This is a genomic window from Proteus sp. fly-1008, from assembly GCF_040140305.1.
In the GTDB taxonomy this organism is placed as follows: domain Bacteria; phylum Pseudomonadota; class Gammaproteobacteria; order Enterobacterales; family Enterobacteriaceae; genus Proteus; species Proteus vulgaris_B.
This window is the reverse complement of the sequence record NZ_JBEEWH010000001.1, coordinates 489929-516690: the sequence shown is the minus strand read 5'-3', so window position 1 is coordinate 516690 and position 26762 is coordinate 489929. Positions and strand designations below refer to the sequence as shown.

The window sequence follows — 26762 nt, the reverse complement described above, 5'->3', positions numbered from 1 at the left end:
GATAAAATGTACTATTGCTTATTTGAAATGAGACTACTATGAAAAAGAATGAATTAATTCAAGCAACAAAACCAACTCGTACTCAACTTATTCGTTCGGTCGCAACCTCTACGGCGATTGAAACAGGGCAGGAGTCCCGTCGCCTTGAAGAAGAAATGAAAGCAAAGCGTGAGAAGTTTGGGCATTTGAAACTTGCGATTTAGTTCGCTTTCAAGGCTTCGTTAACCCAATATTTCATGGGTTCATAGTTAAGGTTTAACCCTGCGTGGATTGCTGCGATGTACTGCTCAGGGTGCTGAGTCCAACTTTCATAGTCTAGTGGCTGGAAACCAGCTTGTACTGCCATCACATCTGCGAGTAAACGCGATAAGCGCCCATTTCCTTCCCTAAATGGATGTATCAGAATTAATTCCACATGTACTGTTGCTATAGCTTCTATGACTTGTTCTCGGCTCATATTGGTGCAGGGTGTGTACTTCGCTAGAAACTCTTTTTCAAATTGAGCAAGTAACTTTGCAACTCGATCCGTAGGGGCAAACATAAAGCCACCCTTGCTAATATTCACCGTACGTAACTGACCAGCCCACTCGTAAACATTCCCTAACCATTGGCGGTGCCAACGCTGAATAAGTGATACGGTAATTTGCTCAGTGGAAAATTGTTCTTCAAAAATGACTTGATACAGTTTTTCTAACAGGACAAGCTCAGCATCATTGATATCATCAACGTTTGAAAGCCCTAGCTTATTAGCTAGCACTTCTTCATCAGAACCATCAGCAAATTTTCCTTCGCTATTAGATACATCATATCTATTCATTTTATACTCGTCATACTTCAAGTTGCAGCGTTGTTGACTACGTTCATTCGCACTAGTCACATACTTATTTATGCTCCTAGAGACTCATTTACTTGTCGCCTAGCTGCATCTCGAATTATTTAGAGTATAAGCGGTAGCTAGGCTCAATAAAATAATAACCACTTATAAATCAACGGATTAATTAAATGTAGGTTAAATTATAGGTTTTGCTGAAAAATCAATAAATATCGTTATATATCAATGCTAACACACTCATGCATCATGAATTTGATTCTAGGTTGGCCTGTTTTACCCAAATATCAAGTTTATCAGCCCAATCTTGCATCATGATTTTGCGCTCTTCAAGATAAGTTGCATGATTATATGAACGTCTAACGCTATTTGAGTCCATATGGGCTAGTTGTGCTTCGATAGCATCAGGTCGATATCCTAACTCATTTAATCGTGAGCTGCCTGTTGTACGTGTCGCATGAGGGCTATATATACCACTTCAACCTCTCGTTTTAAGAAATTGCCTTAGTGAGTTAGTAGACATTGGTTTATGGCAAGAATCACGACCGGGAAATAAATGTTTGCGGTTACCAGTAAAACCATAAAGAGATTTTAGAATCGTAATAGCTTGTGTAGGCAGAGGAACAATATGTTCTCTTCGTGCTTTCATACGCTCAGCTGGGATAGCCCAAAGTGCATTATCAAGATCGAATTCAGACCATTCAGCCTCAGCGACTTCAGATGGACGAGAAAGCGTCCACCACATTAACCACATACAATAGTTCAGTTGAAAGGTGTCACGGCTATTATCAAAGTTATTGAGTAGTTGACCTATTTGATCCGTAGTGAGGGCTTTTTATGTTGTGTTTTGTTTGCTGGGAGAGCTTTTCTTATTGCCCATACTGGATCACTATCAGCTCTTAATGTGGCAACAGCAAATTCAAAAATCGAGGATATAGTCCGTTTAGCTTCAGCAGCAACTGTTGGAGCACCTCTTTGAACCTCACGTTGCAATATTTTGAGAATATGGTGAGATGTAATTTCTCTTATTGGTAATGTGCCGATAGAAGGAAATACAATGCGCTCCAACATATCAAGGCGACGGTATTTGGTCACATCAGCCCAATCTTTCATTTGCAACCATTCTTTTGCGATGATTTGAAATGTATTTGCAGATTCGTTCGCTTTTCTAATCTTGTCTAGTTGCTTAGCTTGTGTTGGATTAATTCCTTCTGATACGAGTTTTCTGGCATCATCACATTTAGATCTGGCTTCAGCTAGTGTTACCAATGGGTAGTTGCCCAATGCAAGCATGCTTGATTTTCCATTTATTTGAAAACGGAATCGCCATGTTTTTTTACCATTAGGTTTCACTTCAAGGTACAAACTGTTGAAGTCATTGATACGATAAAGTTTTTCTTTAGGTTTTGCAGTTCGGCATTTTGTATCAGTAAGCATAATAAGTTCAACGAGTTATGTAAGTTGATATTATTACACTCACTTAAAAAGGGAATATAAATAAATTGTACTCAGTTACGTACTCATTTAATCGCGAATTTTTATGAAACTTAATGAGACATAAAAAAGCATAAAACCCAGTTAATATCATGAATTTTATGCTGTTTTATTATGAAATGATACTTTATGAAACAGTATGAGACTAGAGTGTAGTCTTACACATTAAACAAGAAGTTCATTACATCGCCATCTTGAACGATATATTCTTTACCTTCTGCACGCATTTTACCGGCTTCTTTCGCACCTTGTTCACCACCGTAAGTGATAAAGTCGTTATAAGCGATAGTTTGAGCACGGATAAAACCTTTCTCAAAGTCAGTATGGATTTTACCTGCAGCTTGTGGTGCTGTTGCTCCTACAGGGATTGTCCATGCACGTACTTCTTTAACGCCAGCTGTGAAGTAAGTTTGTAAGTTCAGTAATGAGTAACCCGCACGAATAACACGGTTTAAGCCAGGCTCTTCAATACCTAAATCTTGCATAAATTCTTCGCGTTCTGCATCTTCTAACTCAGCAATGTCTGCTTCGATAGCAGCACAAACAGGAACAACCACAGAACCTTCGGCTTCTGCGATTTTGCGAACAGTTTCAAGATATGGGTTATTTTCAAAACCATCTTCATTAACGTTTGCAATATACATTGTTGGTTTTAACGTTAAGAAGCTTAAATAACGAATCGTTGCTTTTTCTTCTTCCGTTAAATCTAAAGCACGTAACATGCCAGCGTTTTCTAAATGCGGTAAGCATTTTTCTAACACTTCCATTTCTGCTTTAGCAATTTTATCGCCACCTTTTGCTTTTTTCTGATTACGGTGCATTGCACGTTCACAGGTATCTAAGTCAGAAAGTGCTAATTCAGTGTTGATAGTTTCGATATCTTCAGCAGGATCAACTTTACCCGCAACGTGAATGATATTGTCATTTTCAAAGCAACGAACCACATGACCAATCGCTTCAGTTTCACGGATATTCGTTAGGAATTGGTTACCTAAACCTTCACCTTTAGATGCGCCTTTTACTAAGCCTGCAATATCAACAAATTCCATTGTTGTGGGTAAAATACGCTGTGGCTTAACAATTTCAGCCAGTTTATCTAAGCGAGGATCAGGCATTGGAACAACACCTGTGTTTGGTTCGATAGTACAGAATGGGAAGTTGGCTGCCTCAATACCTGCCTTAGTTAAGGCATTAAACAGTGTAGATTTCCCTACGTTAGGCAGACCGACGATACCACATTTAAATCCCATAAACGTTCACCTTGTCACATAAAAACAACAGGAGGGAGTATTCCTGTTGTGTGCTGTTAAAAAAAATTTGGCGCTATTATAGAGCAAATCCCTGTTTGATTAAATCATCAGGGATTAATCGCACAAAAGAAGAGGGTATTTTACCCTCTGAATATTGAAATCGCTTAATTTATCAATGTAATGATTATGCTTTAAAGCTATGTAAGCGGTTTATTGCTTTTTCATAACCATCACGCATTAAAATATCTGTGCATGAAAGGGCTTCATCGATAGCGTCATCAATTAATTTTTGTTCACTCATTGGTGGTTTGCCTAATACAAAGCCAACAACTTTATTTTTATCACCAGGGTGGCCAATACCAATGCGTAAACGATAGAAATTTGGATTATTGCTAAACTTACTTTGAATGTCTTTTAATCCGTTATGGCCACCATTACCACCACCTAATTTCATTTTGACAATACCGGGCGGTAAATCGAGTTCATCATGTGCAACTAAAATTTCATCAAGTTCAATACGATAAAAGTTCGCCATTGCTTGTACCGCTTTACCACTCAAATTCATAAAAGTGGTCGGAACTAATAAACGAACGTCATTACCATTTAAATTAATGCGTGCGGTGTAACCAAAGAATTTGCTCTCTTCTTTTAGAGATTGCTGATGACGTTGAGCCAATAAATCTACATACCAAGCACCCGCATTATGGCGAGTCTGGGCATAATCTGCACCGGGGTTTGCTAACCCGACGATAAGTTTAATTTTACTCACAATAGCCTTTCACTGTTATCGTCTTAAAAGAAAGCCCATAGTTTACCTGTCTAAGCACAGAAGCACAAAATAGATTGCATAGAATGTTTTTTAGAAATGGAGGGGCGAGGAAATATCCTCATTTTAATTTAACAAAAAGAGCGAAAGCGATAAAAACAGCGTTATTTACTACTTTGAAAATAAAAAAACACATTTTTTGTGAAGATTTATCAATAAATCTCAGAGCGATGTGATCGCTTCGACAATACCTTCTGAGTATTTATGGCTATAATAACTGCAATGAATAAAAGGTTATTCGATGTATTTTGGTGTTGAATCGTCTGACGACGCGCTTGGAGGTGCAACATGAAATATAAACATGCATTTGCAGTTGGTAATTTATGTATGGCTACGGGGATGGTTGTGATGCTCGGTAGTCTTGGTTATACCCTTCTTAGTCATATCTTCCCTTTGGGATTACCTGAGTTTTTAGCAGATATCTCTTTAATGGGGATCTTTATCGGTGCTCTGGTTTGGCTAGCAGGTGCCCGTATCGGTGGTAGAGAAACAATAGCAGAAAGGTATTGGTGGTTACGTAATCATGATGAACGTTATCGTCGCCATGATAATCACCGTTATCCATAATATTGTTAATACAATTAATATCAGAATAGATAAAAAATAATAACTAAATTTAAGATGAACTGGTGTTAAGTGAATAACTGCCATCATTATGAGAGTAATACACATCAATAGACCCGTTGATATTTTGGCGGGTTTTTTATTGTCTAAACTACCTTGTTTTTGGAGAACGATAACAAAAAACCCGCTATAACAAACGTTATAGCGGGTTTAGTTATCTCAAATTGCAATGAATGTTATAACAAATTAATGTTCAAACATCGCAGAGATTGACTCTTCATTGCTAATACGGCGAATTGCTTCAGCCAGCATGCCAGAAAGAGTCAATGAACGGACTTTATTTAATGCTTTGATTTCTGCTGACAATGGAATTGTATCGCAGACAACCACTTCATCAATAACAGAGCTTTTGATGTTCTCAACAGCATTACCAGAGAAGATTGGGTGAGTTGCGTAAGCAAATACGCGTTTAGCACCACGTTCTTTCAGCGCTTCAGCTGCTTTACACAATGTACCGCCTGTGTCGATCATATCGTCAACAAGGATACAGTCGCGGTTAGCAACATCACCGATAATATGCATAACTTGAGAAACGTTAGCGCGAGGGCGACGTTTATCAATGATAGCCATATCAGTATCGTTTAGCAGTTTAGCGATAGCACGAGCGCGAACAACACCGCCAATATCTGGAGAAACAACAATAGGGTTGTCCAAATCTTTTTGAAGCATATCTTCTAAAAGAATTGGGCTGCCGAAGACATTGTCAACCGGTACATCAAAGAACCCTTGGATTTGTTCTGCGTGTAAGTCACAGGTTAAAACACGGTCTACGCCTACACTAGATAAGAAATCCGCAACAACTTTTGCCGTAATAGGAACACGGGCTGAACGAACACGGCGATCCTGACGGGCATAACCGAAGTAAGGAATAACAGCAGTGATACGACCAGCGGAAGCTCGACGTAATGCGTCAACCATGACCACTAATTCCATTAAATTATCATTAGTAGGTGCACAGGTTGATTGAATGATAAATACATCACCACCACGTACGTTTTCGTTGATTTGCACACTGACTTCACCGTCGCTAAAACGACCTACAGCCGCGTCTCCTAGGCTAGTGTAGAGTCGGTTGGCAACACGTTGAGCCAGTTCCGGGGTTGCGTTACCAGCAAAAAGCTTCATATCGGGCACGAGAAAAACCTCAGGCTTGCGTCCAGAGAGAGATATTGTTGACCTGTAAAGAACGTGTTTATGAACATAGGGTTTGTAAACATCATCTTACGGGTGCAATAACACAGGTATCCTTGAGCGGAATAAATGCAGAGGAGAAATGTTGACGCCTTGCGCTACAAACCCATGCACCCACTCAGGGGCGTTAATTAACACTTCACTAGCGGCAACTTGTGATTCGAACTCACCGAACACACAGGCACCTGTCCCAGTTAAGCGTGACGGTGCATATTCTAACAGCCACGAAAGCAGATATTCAACCTCACGAAAACGTTTTCTTGCGATCATTTCACAGTCATTCTCGAACGGAGCCTTTAATAATGCGCCAAGAGAGCGAATAGGAGAATTACGTTTTAATTCTGGATCTGTGAAGATTGTCGGGGTTGGAATGGAAATTCCGGGGTGTGCGACTAAATACCATTGCTCTTTTGGCTCTGCAGGGGTCAAAATTTCACCAACGCCTTCGGCGAACGCAGCATGACCTTTTACAAAAACAGGGACATCAGCCCCTAAACTTACTCCTAATTTGGCTAAGGTTTCATCACTTAAACCCGCTTGCCAGTGGTAATTAAGTGCAATTAATGTGGTCGCTGCGTTAGAAGAGCCTCCACCTAAGCCACCACCCATTGGCAACTTTTTATCAACACTGATATCTGCGCCTTGATACTGCAAAGGAATATTATGTTGTTGACAATAATCACGCAGTAATTTAGCCGCTTTAATAATTAAATTATCTTTATCTTCTACACCCTCAATCGGCGTTAAGATAGTTAACTGGGTATCATCACGAGGAGTAATCGTTAATGTATCGCCATAATCTAAAAATTGGAATAACGTTTGTAGATTATGATAACCATCCGAGCGTCTCCCTGTGATATAGAGAAAAAGGTTTAATTTGGCAGGAGAAGGCCAACTTAGAGTCATTGCTGTATATCCCAGTTATCCATTTTTAATTTGATAATGCGTTCGCCTTGTTTTAACTCAAGACGTTGTGGCAGGTTAGGGGTAGTGCTTGAATCATAAGCTTGGTAAGTCACAAGCCAATCACCTTCGGGAGCGGGTAATGTGACCGATTTTAATAAGTGATTTGCATCTAACTCAAAATTAGTTGCATCACCTGGTAAACCAACAAGCCAAGCACGTAGATTTTTCAGTGGAATAACCATGCCAGTAAGTTGATAAATCATCTCTGCTGGATTATCACTATAATACTTTTTACCTTTATTATCGGTGACTTCAATGACACCTGGCATAACATTTAAATCAAGCTCGGTGGTACCTAGCGGATTAGTCAATAATAAACGATAACGCTCATCTGCTTTGTCTTGCCAATAGAATCGGGCATAGGTTTTGTTTGTATCTTCGATATAAGCAAAAGCACCTCGAGTTTCATATTGTGAAATTTTCTTTAATGCTTGTTGGCGAGCTTGCCATTGCACATCGTTATCAGACGCAGAGCCTTGTGTCTTTATCTGATTTAGATTACAGGCACTCAGCAACAACGCCGTAAGCGGGATGATACGCAGGAGTTGTTTGGTTGAAAAAAAGCGTGAACGCATAGCTGAGACATTCCTTTAATTCGTTATTAGTTAAAAAAAAGAGTATCATAAACCTTATGATATAACGATATTTCGTTAAATTGTGTATAGAAATCTCCTATCACTCAAGTAAGCTCTTTTATTGAATCTGTTCATCAAGTAGAATGGCGGAAATGAAGAGTCCATACTAAATGCGCTGTTTTAGGTTTACACTAAGTCAAGTCGCGAGGCGGTATTTATTCATAACTCGATATAGTTGATATGACGTTATTAGCATTAGGTATTAATCATAAAACAGCCCCCGTTGCTTTACGTGAGAAAGTTTCTTTTTCTCCCGATACCATGGGTGATGCCTTAAATAACCTCTTACAGCAACCCGCTGTCAGAGGCGGTGTTGTGCTGTCCACTTGTAACCGTACTGAGCTTTATCTCAGTATGGAAGACAAAGAAAATAGCCATGAACAGCTTATTCGTTGGTTATGTCAATATCACCAAATAGAGCCAAGTGAGCTAAAAAGTAGTGTTTATTGGCATCAAGATAATCAAGCTGTTAGCCACTTAATGCGAGTGGCAAGCGGTTTAGATTCTCTCGTATTAGGTGAACCTCAAATTTTAGGGCAAGTTAAAAAAGCCTTTGCCGATTCCCAAAATTATGACTCGCTCTCTTCAGAGCTGGAACGTTTGTTTCAGAAATCTTTTTCAGTTGCGAAAAGAGTGAGAACAGAGACACAAATCGGTGCCAATGCAGTTTCTGTTGCTTTTGCCGCTTGTACTTTAGCGCGTCAAATCTTCGAATCGTTATCCTCTTTGACTATTTTATTGGTCGGTGCCGGTGAAACGATAGAATTAGTCGCTCGTCATCTTCGTGAGCATCAAGTTAAAAAAATCATTATTGCTAACCGAACTAAAGAGCGTGCTCAGCGTTTAGCCAATGAAGTCGATGCAGATGTTATTACATTATCAGAGATTGATGAATGTCTATCGCAAGCTGATATTGTTATTAGTTCTACCGCAAGTCCTTTGCCTATTATTGGTAAAGGAATGGTTGAAAGGGCGCTTAAAAAGCGTCGCAATCAACCTATGTTGCTGGTGGATATTGCGGTTCCGCGAGATATTGAACAAGATGTTGAAAAACTCAATAACGTCTACCTTTATAGTGTCGATGATTTAGAAGCGATTATTCAACATAACCGCGAACAACGCCAAGCGGCCGCTATTCAAGCCGAACATATTGTTCAACAAGAAAGTGGACAATTTATGGATTGGCTACGAGCGCAAGGTGCTGTGGGTGCGATTCGAGAATATCGAGACAGTGCTGAAATGTTACGTGCAGAAATGACAGAAAAAGCCATCACATTGATACAAAATGGAGCAGATGCAGAAAAAGTTATTCAGCAACTCTCACATCAATTGATGAATCGTCTAATTCACACACCAACGAAATCTCTTCAACAGGCTGCCAGTGATGGTGATATTGAACGCCTGAATCTATTACGTGAAAGTTTGGGTATTACCCATAATTAACTTTGTCTAACAGGATCTTAATCTACGAATGAAGCCTTCTATTGTCGCTAAGTTGGAAGCTCTACAAGAGCGTTATGAAGAAATTCAGGCACTTCTGTCAGAAGCCGATGTGATTGCCTCTCAGGAGCGTTTTCGTGCGCTTTCAAAAGAATACTCTCAATTAACCGACGTCACGGCTTGTTTTAGTCAATGGCGGAAAGTGCAAGACGATATCGAAGCAGCAGAAATGATGCTTGATGATCCTGAAATGAAAGAGATGGCGCAAGAAGAGCTGAAAGAAGCGCAAGCACTAAACGATGATTTAGAGCAACAGTTACAAGTGCTGTTATTGCCTAAAGATCCTGATGATGAATTTAACTGTTTCCTTGAAATTCGAGCAGGAACCGGTGGGGATGAAGCCGCATTATTTGCCGGTGATTTATTCCGTATGTATAGCCGTTATGCAGAATCACGTCGCTGGCGTATTGAAGTCATGAATGCTAACGAAGGTGAGCATGGTGGCTATAAAGAAGTCATTGCAAAAGTAGTGGGTGATGGTGCTTATGGGGTATTGAAATTTGAATCAGGTGGCCACCGTGTTCAACGTGTACCAGAAACAGAATCTCAAGGCCGTATTCATACCTCGGCTTGTACAGTTGCCGTATTAGCTGAAGTGCCAGAAGCTGAGTTACCTGATATTAGTCCAAGCGATTTACGTATTGATACATTCCGTTCGTCAGGTGCGGGTGGTCAGCACGTTAACACCACCGATTCTGCAATTCGTATCACGCATATTCCAACGGGTATTGTGGTGGAATGTCAGGATGAGCGTTCACAGCACAAAAATAAAGCCAAAGCGATGTCTGTATTAGGTGCACGTATTCGTGCAGCTGAAATGCAAAAACGCCAAGAAGCTGAAGCTTCTGAACGTCGTAATTTATTAGGTTCTGGTGACCGTTCTGACCGAATTAGAACGTACAACTTCCCGCAAGGTCGTGTAACAGATCACCGCATCAACCTCACGTTTTATCGCTTAGATGAAGTGATGGAAGGAAAATTAGATCCATTAATTCAGCCTATCGTAACTGAATATCAAGCGGATCAGCTTTCTGCACTTTCTGAGTTGAATTAATGAATTATGAACAATGGCTGCGTCAAGCAGCCTTGCAATTAATTGAAAGTGACAGCCCTAAACGTGATGCTGAAATTCTGCTTGGGCACGTAACACAGCGTGCTCGAACGTACTTAATGGCTTTTAATGAAACGTTGCTTTCACAAGATGAATTAACACAATTATCTCAACTACTTACTCGACGTATTAAAGGTGAACCCATCGCTTATTTAGTGGGCGAAAGAGAATTTTGGTCACTGCCTTTAAAAGTCTCACCTGCAACATTAATTCCTCGACCTGATACTGAGTGCCTTGTTGAACAAGCGTTAGAAAAACTGCCAACAGAACCAACAACTATTCTTGATTTAGGAACAGGGACGGGGGCTATTGCGCTTGCTATGGCATCAGAGCGCCCTGATTGCCATATTATTGGCGTGGACTTTCAAGCCGAAGCAGTGGCATTAGCGCAAGAGAATGCGACCAACTTAGCATTAAACAACACAGAATTTATGGAAAGTTGCTGGTTTAGTTCACTCTCTGGGTATCAATTTGGTATGATAATTAGTAATCCTCCTTATATAGATGAAAATGATGAGCATATTCATCAGGGGGATGTTCGTTTTGAACCTTTAACCGCGTTAGTTGCTGGTAATAATGGTTTTGCTGATATCGAGATTATCATTGAAACTGCCCGTCAGTTTTTAACTGATAAAGGCTGGGTATTACTGGAACACGGTTGGCAGCAAGGTGAAGGTGTTCGCAAAATTTTTACTGATAAGGGTTACTGCTGTGTGGAAACTTTCCGTGATTATGGCGGTAATGAGCGAGTGACAGTAGGTCGTTGGAATTATGATAGAAACCATAGCTGATTACGAATTTAATAAAGCCCCTTTAGTTAAGGGCATGATCCTTATCTCTCAGGCTATTCGACCTGATTTTCCGACCGCTTCTGTTGGTTATCAACTAGCGCAACTTGTTGAGCAAGCAGAAGCTGAAATTCCTAAGCAAGGAAACGTCAAAGAACAAATAGAAGCATTACTAAAACTGTTTTATAAGCAGTGGCACTTTAGTGGTGCAAGTGGTAAATATTGTCTTTCCGATACTTTATGGTTAGATAAAGTATTAGCGACACATGTGGGTTCTCCTGTTTCACTAGGTTCGATTCTTATTTATATCGCACAAGCGTTAAACCTGCCGTTAGCTCCCGTTATTTTTCCTACGCAACTTATCATCAGAATAGATGTTCCCAATGAAAAAACGTTATTTTTAAACCCAATAAATGGCGAATATCTATCACAACATACCCTAGAAGTTTGGTTAAAAGGGAATGTAGGAAATAATTCGGTGTTATTAGAGGCCGATTTAGAAGAATCAGAATACAGCTCTATTATTCGCAAGCTTTTAGATACCCTGAAAGTGTCCTTAATGGAAGAAAAGAATATGGAACAAGCGTTAAAAGCCAGTGAAACGGTATTGATGTTTGATCCTGAAGATCCCTATGAGATACGTGATCGTGGACTGATTTTTGCTCAGTTAGAGTGTCATCATGTGGCAATTTCCGACTTAAACTATTTTGTTGAGCAATGTCCCGAAGATCCAATTTCAGAAATGATCAAAATTCAAATTCATTCGATAGAGCAAAATCCAGTTGTTCTACATTAAAAGTTTACGCAACGTACTTGATTAACACAGTACATTACAAACAGTATAGGGATAAATATGCAACATAAAGTGGTGAATATTGGTGATATCAAGGTAGCAAACGACCTACCATTTGTGCTTTTTGGTGGCATGAATGTATTAGAATCGCGCGATTTAGCCATGCGTATTTGTGAGCACTACGTCACTGTGACTCAAAAACTGAATATTCCTTATGTATTCAAAGCTTCTTTTGACAAAGCAAACCGTTCTTCTATTCATTCTTATCGTGGTCCAGGTTTAGAAGAAGGAATGAAGATTTTCCAAGAGTTAAAAGAGACTTTTGGCGTTAAAATTATTACGGATGTTCATGAATCAGCGCAAGCTCAGCCTGTATCCGAAGTCGTTGACGTTATCCAATTACCTGCATTCTTAGCACGTCAAACCGATCTTGTTGAAGCAATGGCAAAAACAGGTGCAGTGATTAACGTAAAAAAACCTCAGTTTGTTAGCCCAGGTCAAATGGGAAATATCGTCGATAAGTTTAAAGAAGGCGGTAACGACCAAGTTATTTTATGTGATCGTGGTAGTAACTTTGGCTATGATAACTTGGTTGTGGATATGTTAGGCTTTCATGTCATGATGCAAGCATCTCAGGGTGCTCCCGTTATTTTTGACGTAACGCATTCATTACAATGTCGTGACCCATTTGGTGCTGCATCAGGCGGACGTCGTGCGCAAGTTGCTGAATTAGCACGTGCAGGTATGGCGGTAGGTCTTGCAGGATTATTTCTTGAAGCTCACCCAGATCCAGATAATGCACGTTGCGATGGCCCATCAGCTTTACCATTAGCAAAATTAGAGCCATTCTTAGCACAAATTAAAGCCATTGATGACTTAGTTAAAAGTTTCCCTGAGTTAGATACCAGCAAATAAAATTGTTATGCAACTGCATACAGTAGTGAATATGTTCGGCGCTGATCTTCAGCGCCGTTATCACGAAAAGATCCATAAAATCACCCTTCATGGCGGTTTCAACTGTCCTAATCGAGATGGTACATTAGGGCGAGGTGGTTGTACTTTCTGTAATGTCTCTTCTTTTGCTGATGAACAAACGCAATATCATTCCATTGAAGAGCAAATTGCGCTACAAGCCAAAAATATCAACCGAGCACGTCGTTATCTTGCCTATTTTCAAGCTTATACTAGCACTTATGCAGAAGTAGAATATTTACGTACTTTATATGAAACCGCGCTATTACAAGCCGATATGGTAGGGTTATGTGTAGGAACTCGGCCAGATTGTGTACCGATTAGTGTGTTAGATTTATTGCAAGGTTATCGTGATCAAGGCTATGAAGTATGGTTAGAGCTTGGTTTACAAACCGCTCATGATAAAACATTGAAACAGATTAACCGAGGGCATGATTTTAAGTGTTATCAAGCGACAACGCGAGAAGCTCGACGCCGTGGTTTAAAAGTGTGTACACATCTTATTGTCGGGTTACCACGAGAAGATCATCAGCTTAATATGCAGACGTTAGAACGAGTGGTTGAAACAGGTACTGACGGGCTTAAATTACATCCTTTGCACATTGTTGAAGGTAGCACGATAGCTAAGGCATGGAAAGCAGGGCGTATTAATGCATTGACGCAAGAACAATATGTTTATACGGCGGGTGAAATGATCCGCTATACTCCCCCTGAAATTATCTATCACCGCGTTTGTGCCAGCGCGAGAAAACCGACCTTACTTGCTCCAGAATGGTGTGAAAATCACTGGTTGGGCATGAATGCACTTTATCAAGATTTATTAAAAAAAGGCGCGCAAGGAAGTGGGATTGGTAAAGTATTTATTCCAAACGCTAAAACTTGTAGAAAACAGTGAGAGAGTATCAATTCGTATTACTACAGAAGATAAATCACAGCTTGTTCTTGTAGCTAGTTTGGAAAATATAAACCTAACAGAGTTTATCCTTCGTAATGTCGTACCTATCGCTCGGCAAGTTATTGAAAATAATTAGCTATGGAGCCGTGCCATTATTAGGCTCACCTCACTCTTTATTAATTTCCTTCAAGACAATTTATACTGCACTGACAATGGCAAATAAAATATGAATGATTAATATAGCCCTTAATTAAATAATTTAAATTAAGGGCTATATAGTTTTATATTATTTTAGATTGAATAACTACTGAATTAATTCCAAATCATCCAGTGCTTTTTGTAATGAAGGATAAAAATTAAGTTCTCCTTCAATAGGTGTGACTCTTGCTCTTGCCAACGTTTTTAAAGGTTGGAAGGGAATATCACACACAATCACATGCGTGTCATGTTTGACATCAGTGACGAAATGTTGGAAGGCATGTAAGCCCCCGGCATCTAAGACTGGCACAGCATCCCATTGCATAATAACGGTTTTATAACCTTTGCTACGCTCACGCAATTCATTAAAAATACGCTCAGCAGCTGCAAAGAATAACGGGCCATTAACACGCACAACTAATAACTGTTTATCATCATCGGTATAAGGGGATTCAGTTATTTTGGTCATATTGGCAATACGACGCATAAATAACAGTGAAGCCAATACGATACCGATAGTAATGGCAATGACCATATCAAAGAGAACGGTGAGAGATAAGCATAATACTAAGACAATAATATCGTCTTTAGGCGCATGACGAATAAGATCAATCACTTTACGCGCTTCACTCATATTCCATGCCACAATTAACAGTAGTGCTGACATTGCAGCTAAAGGTAAATATGAAAGAAATGGGGCTAATACCAGTAAAGTGAGTAACACCAACAATGAGTGAACAATAGCTGAAACTGGCGATGTTGCACCTGCGCGGACGTTAGCAGCTGAACGTGCAATCGCCGCAGTCGCAGTTATACCACCAAAGAAAGGCGCGACAATATTACCGACACCTTGTCCTAGTAATTCACCATTAGAGTGGTGCTTTTTACCTGTCATGCCATCAAGCACAACGGCACACAGTAAGGATTCGATTGCACCTAACATTGCCATTGAAAAAGCTGCCGGTAACAAAGCAGACACTGTACTCCAATTTAATTCAAGAGATGCTCCAGTGCTTGGTAAATTCCAAGGTAAAACAAACTGAGGTAGTATCGGTGGAATACCTTGCCCAGTCGAACCATCCGGAAGTAGATAGCTAAACTGTGAGCCAATCGTTGCAACTTCATGGCCAAACATATTCACAACACCCATTACTGCAGTACCTGCGATTAGAGCAGGTAAGTGCCCGGGTAAACGTAAATTTAATTTGGGCCAGTAGATTAAAACAAACAATGTTGTTAAGCCGATAAGCGTATCGCCAAGGTGAATGGTAGGTAATGCAGAACCTAAGGCAATAATTTTATCGATATAAGTTTCTGGTACATGCGCCATTTCAAGACCAAAAAAGTCTTTTATTTGCATGGTCGCGATGGTGATAGCAATCCCTGAGGTAAATCCAAGTGTTACAGAAACAGGAATATACTCGATGAGTTTACCAAAGCGAGCTAATCCCATAACAACTAAAATAACGCCAGACATTAATGTGGCAATCAATAAACCACTTAAACCGAATTGCTGAGATACAGGATAAAGTATCACAACGAAAGCGGCTGTAGGACCTGAAACACTGTAGCGAGAGCCACCAGAAACAGCAATGACTATACCGGCAATAGCTGCGGTATAAAGACCGTATTGCGGAGGAACACCGCTACCAATTGCCAGTGCCATGGCTAATGGTATCGCGATAATTCCGACGGTGATCCCTGCAATAATATCTTTTAATAAACGAGCAAAAGAGTAAGGCTCTTTTACACATGCATCAATAAATGCACTAAAGGGGCGAACCCGGTTAACTTTATGAGTTTTCATTTAGGCTTAAACCAAAATAAGAAGTCAGATGCCGAATAACGGCGATAAGGAAAAGAGAGGATATCGCTTTTATTCGCTGATAATAATGTGATACATCAAATTATTAATGTATATCTTAAAGCTTAGTGAAAATTAAATCAATTAAACTAATAAGTTAACGTAAAGAGATAATACAATGTATCTTATTGTATTTATTCTGTTGCTTGCTTGAAAATAAAGTTTAAATTTATTTTAAAATTATAAAAAGCGTTTTATTTTAGAATAAATGTCATTTATAGAGAGATAATAAAAGTTGTTTTCTGTCATAAAAATACGATTAGGGTTAAATAATAACTAGATAAGCTATTTTTGATCATTAAAAATTAATTATTAGAGATTGTTAACTGATAAAAAAATATTAAATAAAACGATTAAGCCAAAATAAAATAAGTGGCGTGCTGTATACTAAAGAAATAGCATCAAAAAATGAGTTTAAATGAGCTATAGATGGAAGCGAGAAAAATAACCAGATTGAAGATTTGATATTTTTCCACAAAAAAATAGAGCCTAATTAAAAATTAGGCTCTATTTTAGAATATGGCGGTGAGAGAGGGATTCGAACCCTCGATACGTTGCCGTATACACACTTTCCAGGCGTGCTCCTTCAGCCTCTCGGACATCTCACCGTATTGTTGGATATGTACTTAACATCTCTCAACGGGGCGCTACTATAGGGAAAAGGAGCATAAGCGTCAACAGCTAAATGCATTTTTCTTTTAACTTTTGTATCAAGCAGTCAAATAAAAAACAATATGCACAAATGCTAGACAAATTATGCAGTAAACCAATTCACGCAAGAGGTTAGCGTATTGAAAAAAGAATTGAGATTTTCGTTAACTGGTTAACATTCTCAACATTTTTATTAACAACTTATTCAAAGAGACTTGAAATCAGAACGTAACCCTCGCACCCTATGATAAAAATGCTGGAGGAAGGCACAATGAATATTATTTATTATCATCCTTTTTTTGACGCAGAGACATGGATTAACGGTATGAAGGCGCGTTTGCCAAATGCCAATATACGCATTTGGGAACCAGGCGATAATCAACCGGCTGATTATGCTATGGTTTGGCTTCCTCCTTATGAAATGCTGGCAAGTCGCAATCACCTTAAAGGTATTTTTGCATTAGGGGCAGGTGTTGATGCTATTTTAAAACAAGAACAACAAAAGCCTGGCACATTACCAACGGGCGTTCCTGTTATGCGTTTGGAAGACACCGGAATGGGGCTTCAAATGCAAGAATATGCAATTGCGAAAGTGATGTATTATTTTCGTCGTATGGATGATTATAAACGTCAACAATCACAACGTTTATGGAAACAGCTTCCTTCTCACTCTTATGATGATTTTGTGATTGGTGTTTTAGGTGCAGGTGCTTTAGGCGGGAGTGTCGCGACTAAACTCGCTGAACTAGGCTTTAAAGTGCGTTGCTGGAGCCGTAGTGAAAAGCAAATTAAGCATGTTGAAAGCTTTTATGGTAAAGAACAACTCAATGGCTTCCTTAAAGAGTGTAATTTACTGATTAACTTGTTGCCTTACACACCAGAAACTCATGGCATTTTGAATTTTTCTCTTTTTGAACAACTTAAACCTTCTTCTTATTTAATTAATCTTGCTCGTGGTGCACATTTAGTTGATCAAGATTTATTAGAAGCAATAGACCAAGGATACATTGCTGATGCAACTCTTGATGTTTTTGCTCAAGAGCCTTTAGCGGGAATGCACCCATTTTGGACGCACCCTCGTGTTTCTATTACGCCACATATTGCTGCTTTTACCATTCCGAATATTGCCATGGATACGATTGTTGAAAATATTCAGCGAATTGAAAAAGGAGAGGTACCTTTGGGTGTGGTTGATATGAAGAGTGGTTACTAAGTCTATTTTATTTATATTTTAATTTTAGATAATAGGCGGCAAACTTTAGTTTTGCTGCCTATTTTTTATCTGGGCTTTCAAAAAAGGTACTTTTTTTTAATTTTTATATATTGTCATAAAAACCTGGTTGTAAAAAGATATCGTTTGCAGATTATCTTATTGAATATTGCTTCATGATTTGAAAAAAATGAGGCATATATGAAAAATAAAGTATGGGTTATTCCTAGTAAACTTATACCTATAGGTGATTTTGATGGAAAAAAAGAAAAATATCCAGTAGAAGGATTGGCTAATAGTAATAATATTTATCATAAAAATAATAATAAACAGAAAGAAGAAAAAGATCTCATCCTAAATAATGCAAATAACTATGTATACTTAGGATCAACAAATACATCTTTACTTAATAATATGGGGATCACACTTTCAAATGATGGCTCCTTGACCTTAATTAAAGGTAAAACATATGACTTATTTGCGGGGTTATATCAAAAACACTTTAAAGGAGGATTTAAATATAATCTTTTTAATATAGAATCTCAAGATGGTGACAATATAAAGTTTAAAGAACTCTATGTTGATCATAATGGTTTTTTGATTGGAAATAAATGTAACAATATAGATAATAGCAGTGATCTCTACAAAATTAAATTTAACAAAGTAGAAGAAGAATATAGTTTAAATGATACCTCATCAAATGCTATTAGTAGTAACTTTGTTGTTGAATATGAAAAATATATAGCTGATGATAATCTAAAGCAAGATTTATCAAACATTAATAATGTTGTGGAGTTAAAAGAAAATAATATAATTAAAATTAATCGTGAAGGATTAGATTTAATCATTAAGCTTAAAGATAATGCGCTTTATGCTAAAGGACTACCTAATAAAATTTCTTCTGGAGATCAAGTTGATGGAGCTTCCATAGAAATGGAAGAGTATAAAATAAAAATCCCATTAAAAAATACAGATAAAATATTAGCAATCAAACCAATATTAAATAAAGTACAACTCGTTGTAGATAAAGGAAATAAAATAAAAATATATTATCTTGACCCTTTGAATATTTTTGCGATTAATGATTATCAATATGAAGTTACTCGTTTAAAGCAAGAACCTCCTTTATCTTTTTACTCAATGGTAGGTGAGAATAATTATAAAAATTATCATTCAGGACAACCATTTTCTACTCAAACAGTTGGCAATTTTAGTAGCCGAAATATCCCTTTTTTCTCTTCTTTTATTGATAATGCTCGGTTAAATATTAATAAAGCAAAAGAGCAATATGCATTAAAAGAATATAAGACAATGATGGAAAATATTGCAAAAGCTGTTGATCCTGGATTTAGAGGATTATTTTGTAATATAAAGCAGCTTATTAACTCTTCGACTTCTGCATATAACAGTAAGCCGATGGCATTATATGGTATTAAAGAAAACATAGGGAAAAGCTATGATGTGTTAAATCGTGCTGTTAAAGGTGTAAAAAATGGTATAACACAAGGTGAGGTGATTCATTCATTAATTAAATCGCTAAAAGATAAAGAAAATATTACCATTAATCACCATAATGATGTTCGAGCCTTCTTTGGTATTAATGCTTTTCAACTGCCAAATCATATAGGGATTAACGCCTTTCTATTAGCTTCTTATGTAAAATCGCACTCTATCACATTATCAAAAAGTGAAGATAAAAAGATTAATTTCTCTTTTATTAATAATAATCAGAATCTTTTTGTTGCGGGTTTATCAGCGGGGATTGGTGGATATGAAAAAAGATGGGATTTAGGAAATGTTGACTATGGTTTTGTTACTCCTGTCATGGCAAGTGCTTTATTAGGGGCCACTTACGCTAAAAAATCTAATTTCTCATTTAGCCTTGATATTAATGAGATCCCAAATTTTATTAATCAAGGATTAAATCTAAGTGAAAATGAATTAATCAATAATTCTACCCTTGAAATTGATCAAGATATAAGTCTTTCGTTAGGAACTGAGATAAGAAGTGAAGCCAGTTTTGATATTGATGTAATGATTAATCCTAATATGGAACTCACCGTACCCAGAAATGCTATTGGTATAAACTTTATTTTCAATTTATTAAAATTAAATTTAAATATTAATAAATTTATCGATTATGGTAAAACCGATGTGACAAAAAAAACAAAAAGGCTTGATCTCGATTTATTAGAACTTGGTGTTGATATTTATCGTGATTTAAAATTCACTCCTTCTACGAGCAATTCTGATAATGTTATTCAGTGGTATCCATTAACATCTGTAAAAGATTTCGAATTAATGGTAAAAAAAAGAATAAATAGCTTGTTAAGTTTTACACTTTTTAAAAATGAGAAATTAATAAGCGCAGAAAAATTGGATCAAGATAAAAAAAATATAAAAGGAATTTATAAAAGAGTATTAAAAATAAATAGATTATTAGAAAAATATCCAGAGAAATATCATCTGTCTAATAGTATCTCTAAATTAGATAGTATCTATTTAAATTTATCATCAGATAAAAAGGCAATAAATAAATTAAACAATAGTATTAATAAAAATTTAATGACTGCTCCATTCCAAAGTAAAGAAGATATTTTTCAGGCTCAAATAACAAAAGAAAATAGACAATATAACATTGATCGTTTTTTATCCTCATTAAAGGAAAGAAAAGAGACATTGTCTTCTCAAACAAAAGATAATATGAATGAAAAATTCAAGCCTTATTTTACAGCAAATTATCAGTTAAATAGACTGGGGCGTTCACTGCGTTCTAATTTAGAAACTGAAGTAAATAATTTGGTGGAAGAGAGTAGAAATTCTGAACAGATTGATTTAAATAAAGTCAAAAAAAATCTGGATGATTTATATACTAAATATAAACAGCAGTTTACCCATGTTGAATATCAAATTGCTTCTACAGATCTTATGTCTGTTAGTGAACTTTCGTACAAAAAGAAGACATTACCGACAGGATTTGTGCGATTAGGAAATAAAAAAGCGATTATACATACTCAAGTTAAAGGGAACATTAATTATATTTATAATGAAGGTGAAGAGAGTATGGATAAAATATCGACAAATTATTATTGCTAAATAAATCATTCATTTTGCTTATTGTTAGTGTGATGCAACTTATAAAATGACCCTTGTAAAAATGAGTCTTTTAAAAGCATCAGTAGTGTTAAATCTTGTTCGATCTTTTATTTTTAATCTTTATAATATTTATATCTGATTAATTGATGTTATCGAAAAGATAAGTTTATTAAGTTGTCATTTTAGCTAGCTTGGTGATATAAAGTAGTTTCCCATGTTTATCAGACAATATACCTAATGAATATAACAGAGCTTCTTGAGCAAATAGCAGAGAAAGGATGGTGTGTATGGGATGATTTCCTCACACCAGAAGCTGTTCAACAACTACGCACTTGTTTTGGTGATAATGCACAACAAGCTCGTATTGGTCGTCATGAAAATCGTCAAGCAGAAACAACAATACGTAGTGATAAAATAAGTTGGCTAGAGCCAGAAATGGGTGAACCAGTACAACATTATTTAATGCAAATGGAGTCTATTCAACGAGCTGTTAATCGAGAATTTTATTTAGGGCTTTTTGAATACGAAGCACATTTTGCGTGTTATGAAAAAGGAGCATTTTATAAAAAACATCTTGATGCTTTTAAAGAAAATGTGACTCGACGTTTAACCACTGTGTTATATCTTAATGAGGATTGGACAACCGAAGATGGTGGCGAGTTAGTTATTTATGATTTAAAGGATAACGAACTTGCGACAATTGCACCCAAAGGAGGGCGTTTAGTTGTTTTCCTTTCAGAACAATTCCCTCATGAAGTGCTCCCTACTAATAAAGAGCGTGTGAGTATTGCCGGGTGGTTTCGTGTGAATGGTGTAAGAGATAATTTTCTTGATATTGCAAGTTAATTAATGCAACAAAAACGCTGTTGTCATAAAAGAGTTTTAAAGTCGTTATAATAAAACTGTTTTAAAAGATAAGTAGCATGGGATTAGGCGCGTTTCTTATATTAAGCAAAAGCTTAATTATTAAGAGCGCGCTTTTTCTGTTTTAAAAGCTCCCTTTGGTTAAATTAATACTTATAATCATAAAAAAGAAAAAAGTTGATTTTCTTGTTGTTAAACGCACAATAACACGAAACTTTTTAGGATAAAAAATACAATGAATGAATTCTCAATAGTTTGCCGACTTTTAGGCACATTATTTCAACGTGCCCCAAATGATCCTATTTTAGCGCCAATTATTAAAATGATTGATGAAGGAACGTTGAGCCAGTTATGGCCATTGGAGCAAGATGAATTATTTAACACATTAAAAAATAGTGTCAAAGATTTGGCTATTGTTGAAGCGGATCACCAATCTCTTTTTGGTGGAGAGGCTCCTGCTGTATCTATTTATGCTCATGATTATGAAAAAATTAAAGAAGACGATGTTCGTCAATTCTTAGTTGCAAGAGGTATGCCTGTTACTGATAATGCAACAGACAGTTTTGGTGCTTTATTACTTGCTGCGTCATGGCTGGAAGATAATTCAGCAGAAGATGAAGTATTAGCCCAAATACAACTATTTGATGAATATTTATTACCTTGGGCTGGGGCATTTCTTGGTAAAGTAGAAGCTCACGCAACAAGTGGTTTTTATCGTACATTAGCCGCAATTGCGCGTGGTGCGTTATCGGCATTACGTGAAGAGCTTTCTGATGATGAAGAGGGTGAAGGTACCGAAGCAGAGTAATATCTTATTTTCTTTGCAAAGGTATTTTACTATTCATAAAAAAGGCAAACCATTAGGTTTGCCTTTCTCATTAATGACGATAAATATTTTTAATCAACTCACGTAACTATTAGAGTTGGATCACGAATTTACCCGGTTTAACTTCAATGCCTTTTGCCAGTTTAAATGCCGCAGCTTCAGCGCTATTTTTCTCAGGATCAAGGACATAAACAGGGTGATTATCAAAATATGTTGCAATGGTGGTATCTAAATAAGGTTTTAATGCTACAACGACAGCATCCATTTTTTCTGGTGATACTTTATAGCTATCAATAGTCATGTCCTTTATATATATCGCACCTTGATCGGCTTGATAAGAAGGTTGACCTGATAATGTAAGATCAACTTTGGCACTTGTTTTACCAAAAAATGAATTGATTTTTAGATCGGCAGTACCTGAAAGGTTAATTTTACCCGGCTCTGTACGACCAATTTGGATTGAAAGATTACTTAACTTAATATCAGCGGAGACAACCTCATCTTCACCAATGTGTTTTTGAAGATTTGTTTTTTGGCTAATATAGTCATTAATCAAATTTTCACTTACATCAAATTGCTTTAGCTGATCACAACCCACGATAAAGCTTGTTAGTAATAATATGGTTGTTAGAAAAATAGCTTTCATAAACACTCCTTGATCATTGATAACTAAAAGTTTACCTGATATCTAAGGAGTAAGCATGGCTGTTTCTATTTTTTTACGATTAAATTGGCGGTGTAGTGCGTAAAGTGTTATTAATCCTACTGTACCTAATAAGAACCAAGGTAATTCAGGCATATCAAATTGGTTACCTAAATCGTACATCCATCCACCACCGGTATATCCGATTGCGCCACCAAAGGCCAAACCTAAGCGACTAAATCCCATATAACTACCACGAGCGCGAGGATCAGCCAGTGAGGCACTTAATGTTTCACGCGCAGGCTCTGCGGTGATCGTGCCGAGATAAAATAAACCAATAATTAAGAAAATGCCTTGTAATGAATGGATCATTCCAACAGGAAACATACTGACGCTCATTAAGAATAATCCGGCCATTAAACGTTGCTCCAATTTGAAACGTTTTTCACTCCAACGCGCAATAGGATAGAGCAAGGTTAAGGAGAGTAATGCTTCAATGGCATACATCCATTTTACTGCGGTCGGAGTACCTGCAATATCGTTAACGATAATAGGGAACATCAACATGACTTGAACAGACAATATAAAATAGCCTGTTAACGTTAAGACATAACTGACAAAGCGTTTATCCAATAATACGCGATTTAATCCTTCTTTAATCGGTGTTCTGGTTGTAGATATACGGTAAGCAGGTAGTAACCAAGCATTAAATAAAGCAGCAATAACAAAAACACCTGCGCCAACCCAGCACACTAAATGAAAATCATATAATAATAACCAACTACCAATCAGCGCCCCAATAACGGCTCCTGCACTATCTTGCATTAATAATAAAGAATAAAAACGGCCACGTTCATAAGGTCTGGTTAATTTAATAACTAGTGCTGTACGAGGTGGATCAAATAACGTTCCCCCTAATGCAGATAAAATGCAAGATAACCAAAGTATCCACGGTTGATCTGCCATTGCCATTAAAGCAAAACCTAAAGCACGTAATAACATTCCAGTTATTATCATTGGTTTTGCACCAAAGCGGTCTGCGATGGCGCCACCAAAAATACCTAGGCCTTGCTGGACTAATTGTCTAAGCCCTAATGCAAAACCGACAATAACACCAGCCCAACCCAATTGTTCGACGAAACGGATGGAAATCAGAGGAAAAACGACGAAAAAGCCCAAGACAACTAACATATTGTCAATTAGGAGGAAATATTTACCCAAGGTACGGGCTTGTGTTACCAGTGCCATTACTCACCATCAATAAGCAAATAATTTAAATAAAATAAGAGGGGAACGAAATAATTTATTTCTTCGACTATTCTGTCTCTAAATGTGCATAATTCATAGTAAATTAAAGATGATATTTTTTTATTAAGGTTAGTGGCAGAATAAGAAGAGTTACTTCAGAATTAGACTTATTTATATCAAAGGATAATGGGATCGCAATGTTTGGTTATCGTGGTGGAGTTCCTAAAATTCGTTTCGAAACGACAAGAATGATAATTCGTTTAGCTTATGAACGAGATGCGGAAAGGTTGGCTGATTATTACACATTAAATCGTCGTTTTTTAATTCCATGGGAACCATTAAGAGATAAAACACACTATTTGCCTTCCGGTTGGGAACATCGTTTGCAATATATGAACGAATTACATCGACAAGAAAGTGCCTTTCATTTTTTGTTGTTAACACCAATGGAAGATGAAATTATTGGTGTGGCTAATTACAGTAATGTTATGCGCGGTGCCTTTAATGCCTGTTTTTTAGGTTATTCTGTAGGTGAAAAATGGCAAGGTAAAGGTTATATGTCTGAGGCATTAACTGAAACGTTACGTTATATGCAACGCCAACAAGGTATGCATCGTATTATGGCGAATTATATGCCTCATAATTTACGCAGTGGTAATTTATTGGCGAAACATGGTTTTGAACGTGAGGGGTATGCAAAAAATTATCTGCAAATAAACCAAGAATGGCGTGATCATGTATTAACCGCATTAACAACACGAACTTACTTCAAACGATAAATAGCCCTTGTTGTTAAGGATAAAGCACTGTTTATAATTATAGCGATACCTTGTTTTTCAGTGCTTTTAACCAATATATTGATCTAATAGTGATATTGAATTTGCCTTTAGTTGATTTTTTTCAACATATAATACCAGTGTTGAATATGAAAAATAGATTGTGTCAGGCGCGATGATTCTTTTCTCTCAATATAAAACCCATCTTTTTGGTATAAATAAAGAGCGCCTTTATGATGAATATCCACATAAAGTGATAAATATATTTTTTTCAGAATCTTTTTACTGTATTGCGCTATCCATTGAAGTATTGCATAAGCGATACCATGGCCTTGATAAGAGGATAAAACAGCAATATGAGCTAAATAAACTTCATTTTCTTTTGGCGTATAATCAAATAATGAAAAGAAAATTTTTTGCTTAATATAATGGGTAATGCCATAGCGCCAATAATTAGAGAAGGGTGTTTTAGCAAAAGAATTTGACATAAATTGAGTTTCTTTTATGACTAAACAAAATGTTGCAATTATTTTTTCATTCTCGGTGACAACAAATTGTTGGCTATTCTTTTTACGCGCTAGCGTATTCCAAATGGCTTCTAATTGCTGACGTTGGTTAGGATTAGTGCTATCAATATTAAAAGCATTCAATTTAAAATGAAAGGCTTGTGCAAATAATTGAATAACTTCAGGAATATCTGAAGGCTCTGCAACACGAAGCTGATAGTGTTCATTAAGTAATTGCATGATATCGTTACTCTGCAATAATAGGGTTAATTTTTAGACTGTTTGGTCTATTTTATTCTAGACTAATCAGTCTAATTTATTTGTCCAGAGATTTTTAGGTTATGAACAAGACAGCGACTGAAAAACAAAAAGCAAAAATGAAGCACATAATTGATGCTGCAATGCGTTGCTTTGCCGTAAAAGGTTTTCATTCCACATCAACAGCAGAAATTTGTCATGAAGCAGGGATGAGCCCCGGAAATGTATTTCATTATTTTCCCAATAAAAATGCGATTATTGAAGCTATTGCGTTAGATGATGCACAGCTTTTTGATGAGATTTTTTGTCGTTATGAAGCGCAAGAAGAGAGCATTCAAGCAGTTATTGGTTTAATGATAGAGATTATAGCGCTTTATAATCATCCAGAGTACGCACGCATTAGTATTGAGATTTTTGCTGAAGCTTCACGCAATGCGAGTATTCACGAAATTTTCATTGAAAATGAAAGAAACAATAAACAACGTTTGATTGCCATGTTAGAAAACGGTATTAAAAAAGGGCAAATTGATCCGCGATTAGAGCCAGAAAAAATCGCCACATGGTTATTTGTGATTGCAGATGGTTCTATGGGGAGAAATATTATCGATCCTGAGTTTAATGAAAGTGATAATCAAACTATGTTAAAAATGATGTTGAGAAAAATATTAGCTAGGTCATAAACCATAGGTGTTTTTCTCTTATTGGAATTAGCTAAAAGTAAGTTGAAACTGTTTATTTTTAGCCAATT

Annotated in this window: 25 protein-coding genes, 1 tRNA gene and 1 pseudogene; 15 read left to right on the top strand and 12 right to left on the bottom strand. The window is 37.0% G+C overall.

Annotated features, from left to right (window positions below; all coding sequences use genetic code 11):
- The first annotated feature begins 38 nt into the window (after positions 1-38).
- A complete protein-coding gene (locus ABN256_RS02415; protein ID WP_166185107.1) occupies positions 39-203 on the top strand; it encodes a hypothetical protein in 165 nt (54 codons plus the stop codon).
- Here the strand turns inward: ABN256_RS02415 and ABN256_RS02410 are convergent.
- The 4 genes and pseudogenes from ABN256_RS02410 to pth form a co-directional block, all read right to left on the bottom strand.
- Positions 200-817: a Fic/DOC family protein gene (locus ABN256_RS02410; RefSeq protein ID WP_197269134.1), complete on the bottom strand. Its 618-nt coding sequence runs from the start codon at positions 815-817 to the stop codon at positions 200-202. The two genes, ABN256_RS02415 and ABN256_RS02410, sit on opposite strands and share 4 nt — an antisense overlap.
- A 259-nt stretch (positions 818-1076) precedes the next feature.
- A pseudogene (locus tag ABN256_RS02405) lies at positions 1077-2266 on the bottom strand (tyrosine-type recombinase/integrase).
- 215 nt (positions 2267-2481) lie between these two features.
- The gene (ychF, locus tag ABN256_RS02400) at positions 2482-3573 is read right to left on the bottom strand and encodes a redox-regulated ATPase YchF (RefSeq protein ID WP_072064039.1); all 1092 of its coding nucleotides are present in this window, start codon (positions 3571-3573) and stop codon (positions 2482-2484) included.
- 184 nt (positions 3574-3757) lie between these two features.
- The gene (gene pth, locus ABN256_RS02395; protein ID WP_099075502.1) at positions 3758-4342 is read right to left on the bottom strand and encodes an aminoacyl-tRNA hydrolase; all 585 of its coding nucleotides are present in this window, start codon (positions 4340-4342) and stop codon (positions 3758-3760) included.
- 345 nt (positions 4343-4687) lie between these two features.
- Here pth and ychH point away from each other — a divergent pair, with 345 nt between their 5' ends.
- Positions 4688-4966, top strand: a complete 279-nt coding sequence (ychH, locus tag ABN256_RS02390) for a stress-induced protein YchH (RefSeq protein WP_072068239.1) — start codon at positions 4688-4690, stop codon at positions 4964-4966.
- Between the two features lie 243 nt (positions 4967-5209).
- Here ychH and prs read toward each other — a convergent pair whose 3' ends face one another.
- The 3 genes from prs to lolB all read right to left on the bottom strand — a co-directional run bounded on the left by prs (position 5210) and on the right by lolB (position 7755).
- Positions 5210-6157 (bottom strand): ribose-phosphate diphosphokinase, encoded by a 948-nt coding sequence (gene prs / locus ABN256_RS02385; protein WP_036912921.1) that lies wholly within the window; start codon positions 6155-6157, stop codon positions 5210-5212.
- Between the two features lie 87 nt (positions 6158-6244).
- Entirely contained in the window at positions 6245-7120 is an 876-nt protein-coding gene (ispE, locus tag ABN256_RS02380; RefSeq protein ID WP_196554159.1) for a 4-(cytidine 5'-diphospho)-2-C-methyl-D-erythritol kinase, read from the bottom strand.
- Complete coding sequence (gene lolB / locus ABN256_RS02375; protein WP_072068237.1) at positions 7117-7755, bottom strand: lipoprotein insertase outer membrane protein LolB; 639 nt, start codon at positions 7753-7755, stop codon at positions 7117-7119. The genes ispE and lolB overlap by 4 nt, the downstream gene beginning before the upstream one ends.
- Before the next feature lie 240 nt (positions 7756-7995).
- Between lolB and hemA the strand changes: the two genes are divergently transcribed.
- From hemA to ABN256_RS02340, 7 genes are read left to right on the top strand one after another with little or no spacing between them, the layout of a single operon-like run.
- Positions 7996-9258, top strand: coding sequence for a glutamyl-tRNA reductase (gene hemA / locus ABN256_RS02370; RefSeq protein WP_072068236.1), 1263 nt, complete (start codon positions 7996-7998; stop codon positions 9256-9258).
- 28 nt (positions 9259-9286) lie between these two features.
- A complete protein-coding gene (gene prfA, locus ABN256_RS02365) occupies positions 9287-10369 on the top strand; it encodes a peptide chain release factor 1 (protein WP_072064034.1) in 1083 nt (360 codons plus the stop codon).
- Positions 10369-11217 carry a peptide chain release factor N(5)-glutamine methyltransferase gene (gene prmC / locus ABN256_RS02360; protein ID WP_349439054.1) on the top strand — a complete coding sequence of 283 codons (849 nt, stop codon included), beginning with the start codon at positions 10369-10371 and terminating at the stop codon, positions 11215-11217. The genes prfA and prmC overlap by 1 nt, the downstream gene beginning before the upstream one ends.
- Entirely contained in the window at positions 11201-12010 is an 810-nt protein-coding gene (gene sirB1, locus ABN256_RS02355; RefSeq protein ID WP_340896674.1) for an invasion regulator SirB1, read from the top strand. The genes prmC and sirB1 overlap by 17 nt, the downstream gene beginning before the upstream one ends.
- A 57-nt stretch (positions 12011-12067) precedes the next feature.
- Positions 12068-12922, top strand: a complete 855-nt coding sequence (gene kdsA / locus ABN256_RS02350) for a 3-deoxy-8-phosphooctulonate synthase (RefSeq protein WP_109407578.1) — start codon at positions 12068-12070, stop codon at positions 12920-12922.
- A gap of 7 nt (positions 12923-12929) precedes the next feature.
- Complete coding sequence (gene mnmL / locus ABN256_RS02345; RefSeq protein ID WP_197269136.1) at positions 12930-13874, top strand: tRNA modification radical SAM protein MnmL/YtqA; 945 nt, start codon at positions 12930-12932, stop codon at positions 13872-13874.
- Positions 13822-14010 (top strand): type II toxin-antitoxin system TacA family antitoxin, encoded by a 189-nt coding sequence (locus ABN256_RS02340; RefSeq protein ID WP_231619290.1) that lies wholly within the window; start codon positions 13822-13824, stop codon positions 14008-14010. Before mnmL ends, ABN256_RS02340 begins: the two co-directional genes overlap by 53 nt.
- Positions 14011-14178: 168 nt before the next feature.
- On the opposite strand, the gene dauA is transcribed toward ABN256_RS02340, so the two are convergent.
- The gene (dauA, locus tag ABN256_RS02335) at positions 14179-15879 is read right to left on the bottom strand and encodes a C4-dicarboxylic acid transporter DauA (protein ID WP_197269138.1); all 1701 of its coding nucleotides are present in this window, start codon (positions 15877-15879) and stop codon (positions 14179-14181) included.
- 577 nt (positions 15880-16456) lie between these two features.
- Positions 16457-16544: transfer RNA gene (locus tag ABN256_RS02330), tRNA-Ser, on the bottom strand.
- A 314-nt stretch (positions 16545-16858) separates the two neighbouring features.
- Between ABN256_RS02330 and ghrA the strand changes: the two genes are divergently transcribed.
- The 4 genes from ghrA (at position 16859) to ABN256_RS02310 (ending at position 22565) form a co-directional block, all read left to right on the top strand.
- Positions 16859-17800, top strand: a complete 942-nt coding sequence (ghrA, locus tag ABN256_RS02325; protein WP_196554164.1) for a glyoxylate/hydroxypyruvate reductase GhrA — start codon at positions 16859-16861, stop codon at positions 17798-17800.
- A 198-nt stretch (positions 17801-17998) separates the two neighbouring features.
- A complete protein-coding gene (locus tag ABN256_RS02320) occupies positions 17999-20893 on the top strand; it encodes a hypothetical protein (RefSeq protein ID WP_349439053.1) in 2895 nt (964 codons plus the stop codon).
- Positions 20894-21130: 237 nt separating this feature from the next.
- On the top strand, positions 21131-21739 hold the full coding sequence (locus tag ABN256_RS02315; RefSeq protein ID WP_196554166.1) for a 2OG-Fe(II) oxygenase: 609 nt from the start codon (positions 21131-21133) through the stop codon (positions 21737-21739).
- Between the two features lie 253 nt (positions 21740-21992).
- On the top strand, positions 21993-22565 hold the full coding sequence (locus ABN256_RS02310) for a TorD/DmsD family molecular chaperone (protein ID WP_349439052.1): 573 nt from the start codon (positions 21993-21995) through the stop codon (positions 22563-22565).
- A gap of 109 nt (positions 22566-22674) precedes the next feature.
- Here the strand turns inward: ABN256_RS02310 and ABN256_RS02305 are convergent, their stop codons facing one another.
- Together ABN256_RS02305 and mdtH are read right to left on the bottom strand one after the other, a co-directional pair.
- A complete protein-coding gene (locus ABN256_RS02305; RefSeq protein WP_196554168.1) occupies positions 22675-23229 on the bottom strand; it encodes a lipoprotein in 555 nt (184 codons plus the stop codon).
- A 42-nt stretch (positions 23230-23271) separates the two neighbouring features.
- Entirely contained in the window at positions 23272-24474 is a 1203-nt protein-coding gene (gene mdtH / locus ABN256_RS02300; protein WP_115349839.1) for a multidrug efflux MFS transporter MdtH, read from the bottom strand.
- Positions 24475-24671: 197 nt separating this feature from the next.
- On the opposite strand from mdtH, the gene rimJ reads away from it, so the two are divergent.
- Positions 24672-25253 carry a ribosomal protein S5-alanine N-acetyltransferase gene (gene rimJ, locus ABN256_RS02295; RefSeq protein ID WP_196554169.1) on the top strand — a complete coding sequence of 194 codons (582 nt, stop codon included), beginning with the start codon at positions 24672-24674 and terminating at the stop codon, positions 25251-25253.
- A gap of 107 nt (positions 25254-25360) precedes the next feature.
- On the opposite strand, the gene ABN256_RS02290 is transcribed toward rimJ, so the two are convergent.
- Positions 25361-25996: a GNAT family N-acetyltransferase gene (locus ABN256_RS02290; RefSeq protein WP_196554170.1), complete on the bottom strand. Its 636-nt coding sequence runs from the start codon at positions 25994-25996 to the stop codon at positions 25361-25363.
- A gap of 101 nt (positions 25997-26097) precedes the next feature.
- Here ABN256_RS02290 and ABN256_RS02285 point away from each other — a divergent pair, with 101 nt between their 5' ends.
- A complete protein-coding gene (locus tag ABN256_RS02285) occupies positions 26098-26694 on the top strand; it encodes a TetR family transcriptional regulator (protein ID WP_196554171.1) in 597 nt (198 codons plus the stop codon).
- Positions 26695-26762: the final 68 nt, after the last annotated feature.

Bases quoted from the DNA above. Each gene is read 5' to 3' on its own strand.
- ABN256_RS02415 (WP_166185107.1), top strand. From the start codon at position 39: ATGAAAAAGAATGAATTAATTCAAGCAACAAAACCAACTCGTACTCAA.
- ABN256_RS02410 (WP_197269134.1), bottom strand. From the start codon at position 817: ATGAATAGATATGATGTATCTAATAGCGAAGGAAAATTTGCTGATGGT.
- ychF (WP_072064039.1), bottom strand. From the start codon at position 3,573: ATGGGATTTAAATGTGGTATCGTCGGTCTGCCTAACGTAGGGAAATCT.
- ychH (WP_072068239.1), top strand. From the start codon at position 4,688: ATGAAATATAAACATGCATTTGCAGTTGGTAATTTATGTATGGCTACG.
- ispE (WP_196554159.1), bottom strand. From the start codon at position 7,120: ATGACTCTAAGTTGGCCTTCTCCTGCCAAATTAAACCTTTTTCTCTAT.
- lolB (WP_072068237.1), bottom strand. From the start codon at position 7,755: ATGCGTTCACGCTTTTTTTCAACCAAACAACTCCTGCGTATCATCCCG.
- hemA (WP_072068236.1), top strand. From the start codon at position 7,996: ATGACGTTATTAGCATTAGGTATTAATCATAAAACAGCCCCCGTTGCT.
- prfA (WP_072064034.1), top strand. From the start codon at position 9,287: ATGAAGCCTTCTATTGTCGCTAAGTTGGAAGCTCTACAAGAGCGTTAT.
- prmC (WP_349439054.1), top strand. From the start codon at position 10,369: ATGAATTATGAACAATGGCTGCGTCAAGCAGCCTTGCAATTAATTGAA.
- kdsA (WP_109407578.1), top strand. From the start codon at position 12,068: ATGCAACATAAAGTGGTGAATATTGGTGATATCAAGGTAGCAAACGAC.
- mnmL (WP_197269136.1), top strand. From the start codon at position 12,930: ATGCAACTGCATACAGTAGTGAATATGTTCGGCGCTGATCTTCAGCGC.
- dauA (WP_197269138.1), bottom strand. From the start codon at position 15,879: ATGAAAACTCATAAAGTTAACCGGGTTCGCCCCTTTAGTGCATTTATT.
- ghrA (WP_196554164.1), top strand. From the start codon at position 16,859: ATGAATATTATTTATTATCATCCTTTTTTTGACGCAGAGACATGGATT.
- ABN256_RS02320 (WP_349439053.1), top strand. From the start codon at position 17,999: ATGAAAAATAAAGTATGGGTTATTCCTAGTAAACTTATACCTATAGGT.
- ABN256_RS02315 (WP_196554166.1), top strand. From the start codon at position 21,131: ATGAATATAACAGAGCTTCTTGAGCAAATAGCAGAGAAAGGATGGTGT.
- ABN256_RS02310 (WP_349439052.1), top strand. From the start codon at position 21,993: ATGAATGAATTCTCAATAGTTTGCCGACTTTTAGGCACATTATTTCAA.
- ABN256_RS02305 (WP_196554168.1), bottom strand. From the start codon at position 23,229: ATGAAAGCTATTTTTCTAACAACCATATTATTACTAACAAGCTTTATC.
- mdtH (WP_115349839.1), bottom strand. From the start codon at position 24,474: ATGGCACTGGTAACACAAGCCCGTACCTTGGGTAAATATTTCCTCCTA.
- rimJ (WP_196554169.1), top strand. From the start codon at position 24,672: ATGTTTGGTTATCGTGGTGGAGTTCCTAAAATTCGTTTCGAAACGACA.
- ABN256_RS02290 (WP_196554170.1), bottom strand. From the start codon at position 25,996: ATGCAATTACTTAATGAACACTATCAGCTTCGTGTTGCAGAGCCTTCA.
- ABN256_RS02285 (WP_196554171.1), top strand. From the start codon at position 26,098: ATGAACAAGACAGCGACTGAAAAACAAAAAGCAAAAATGAAGCACATA.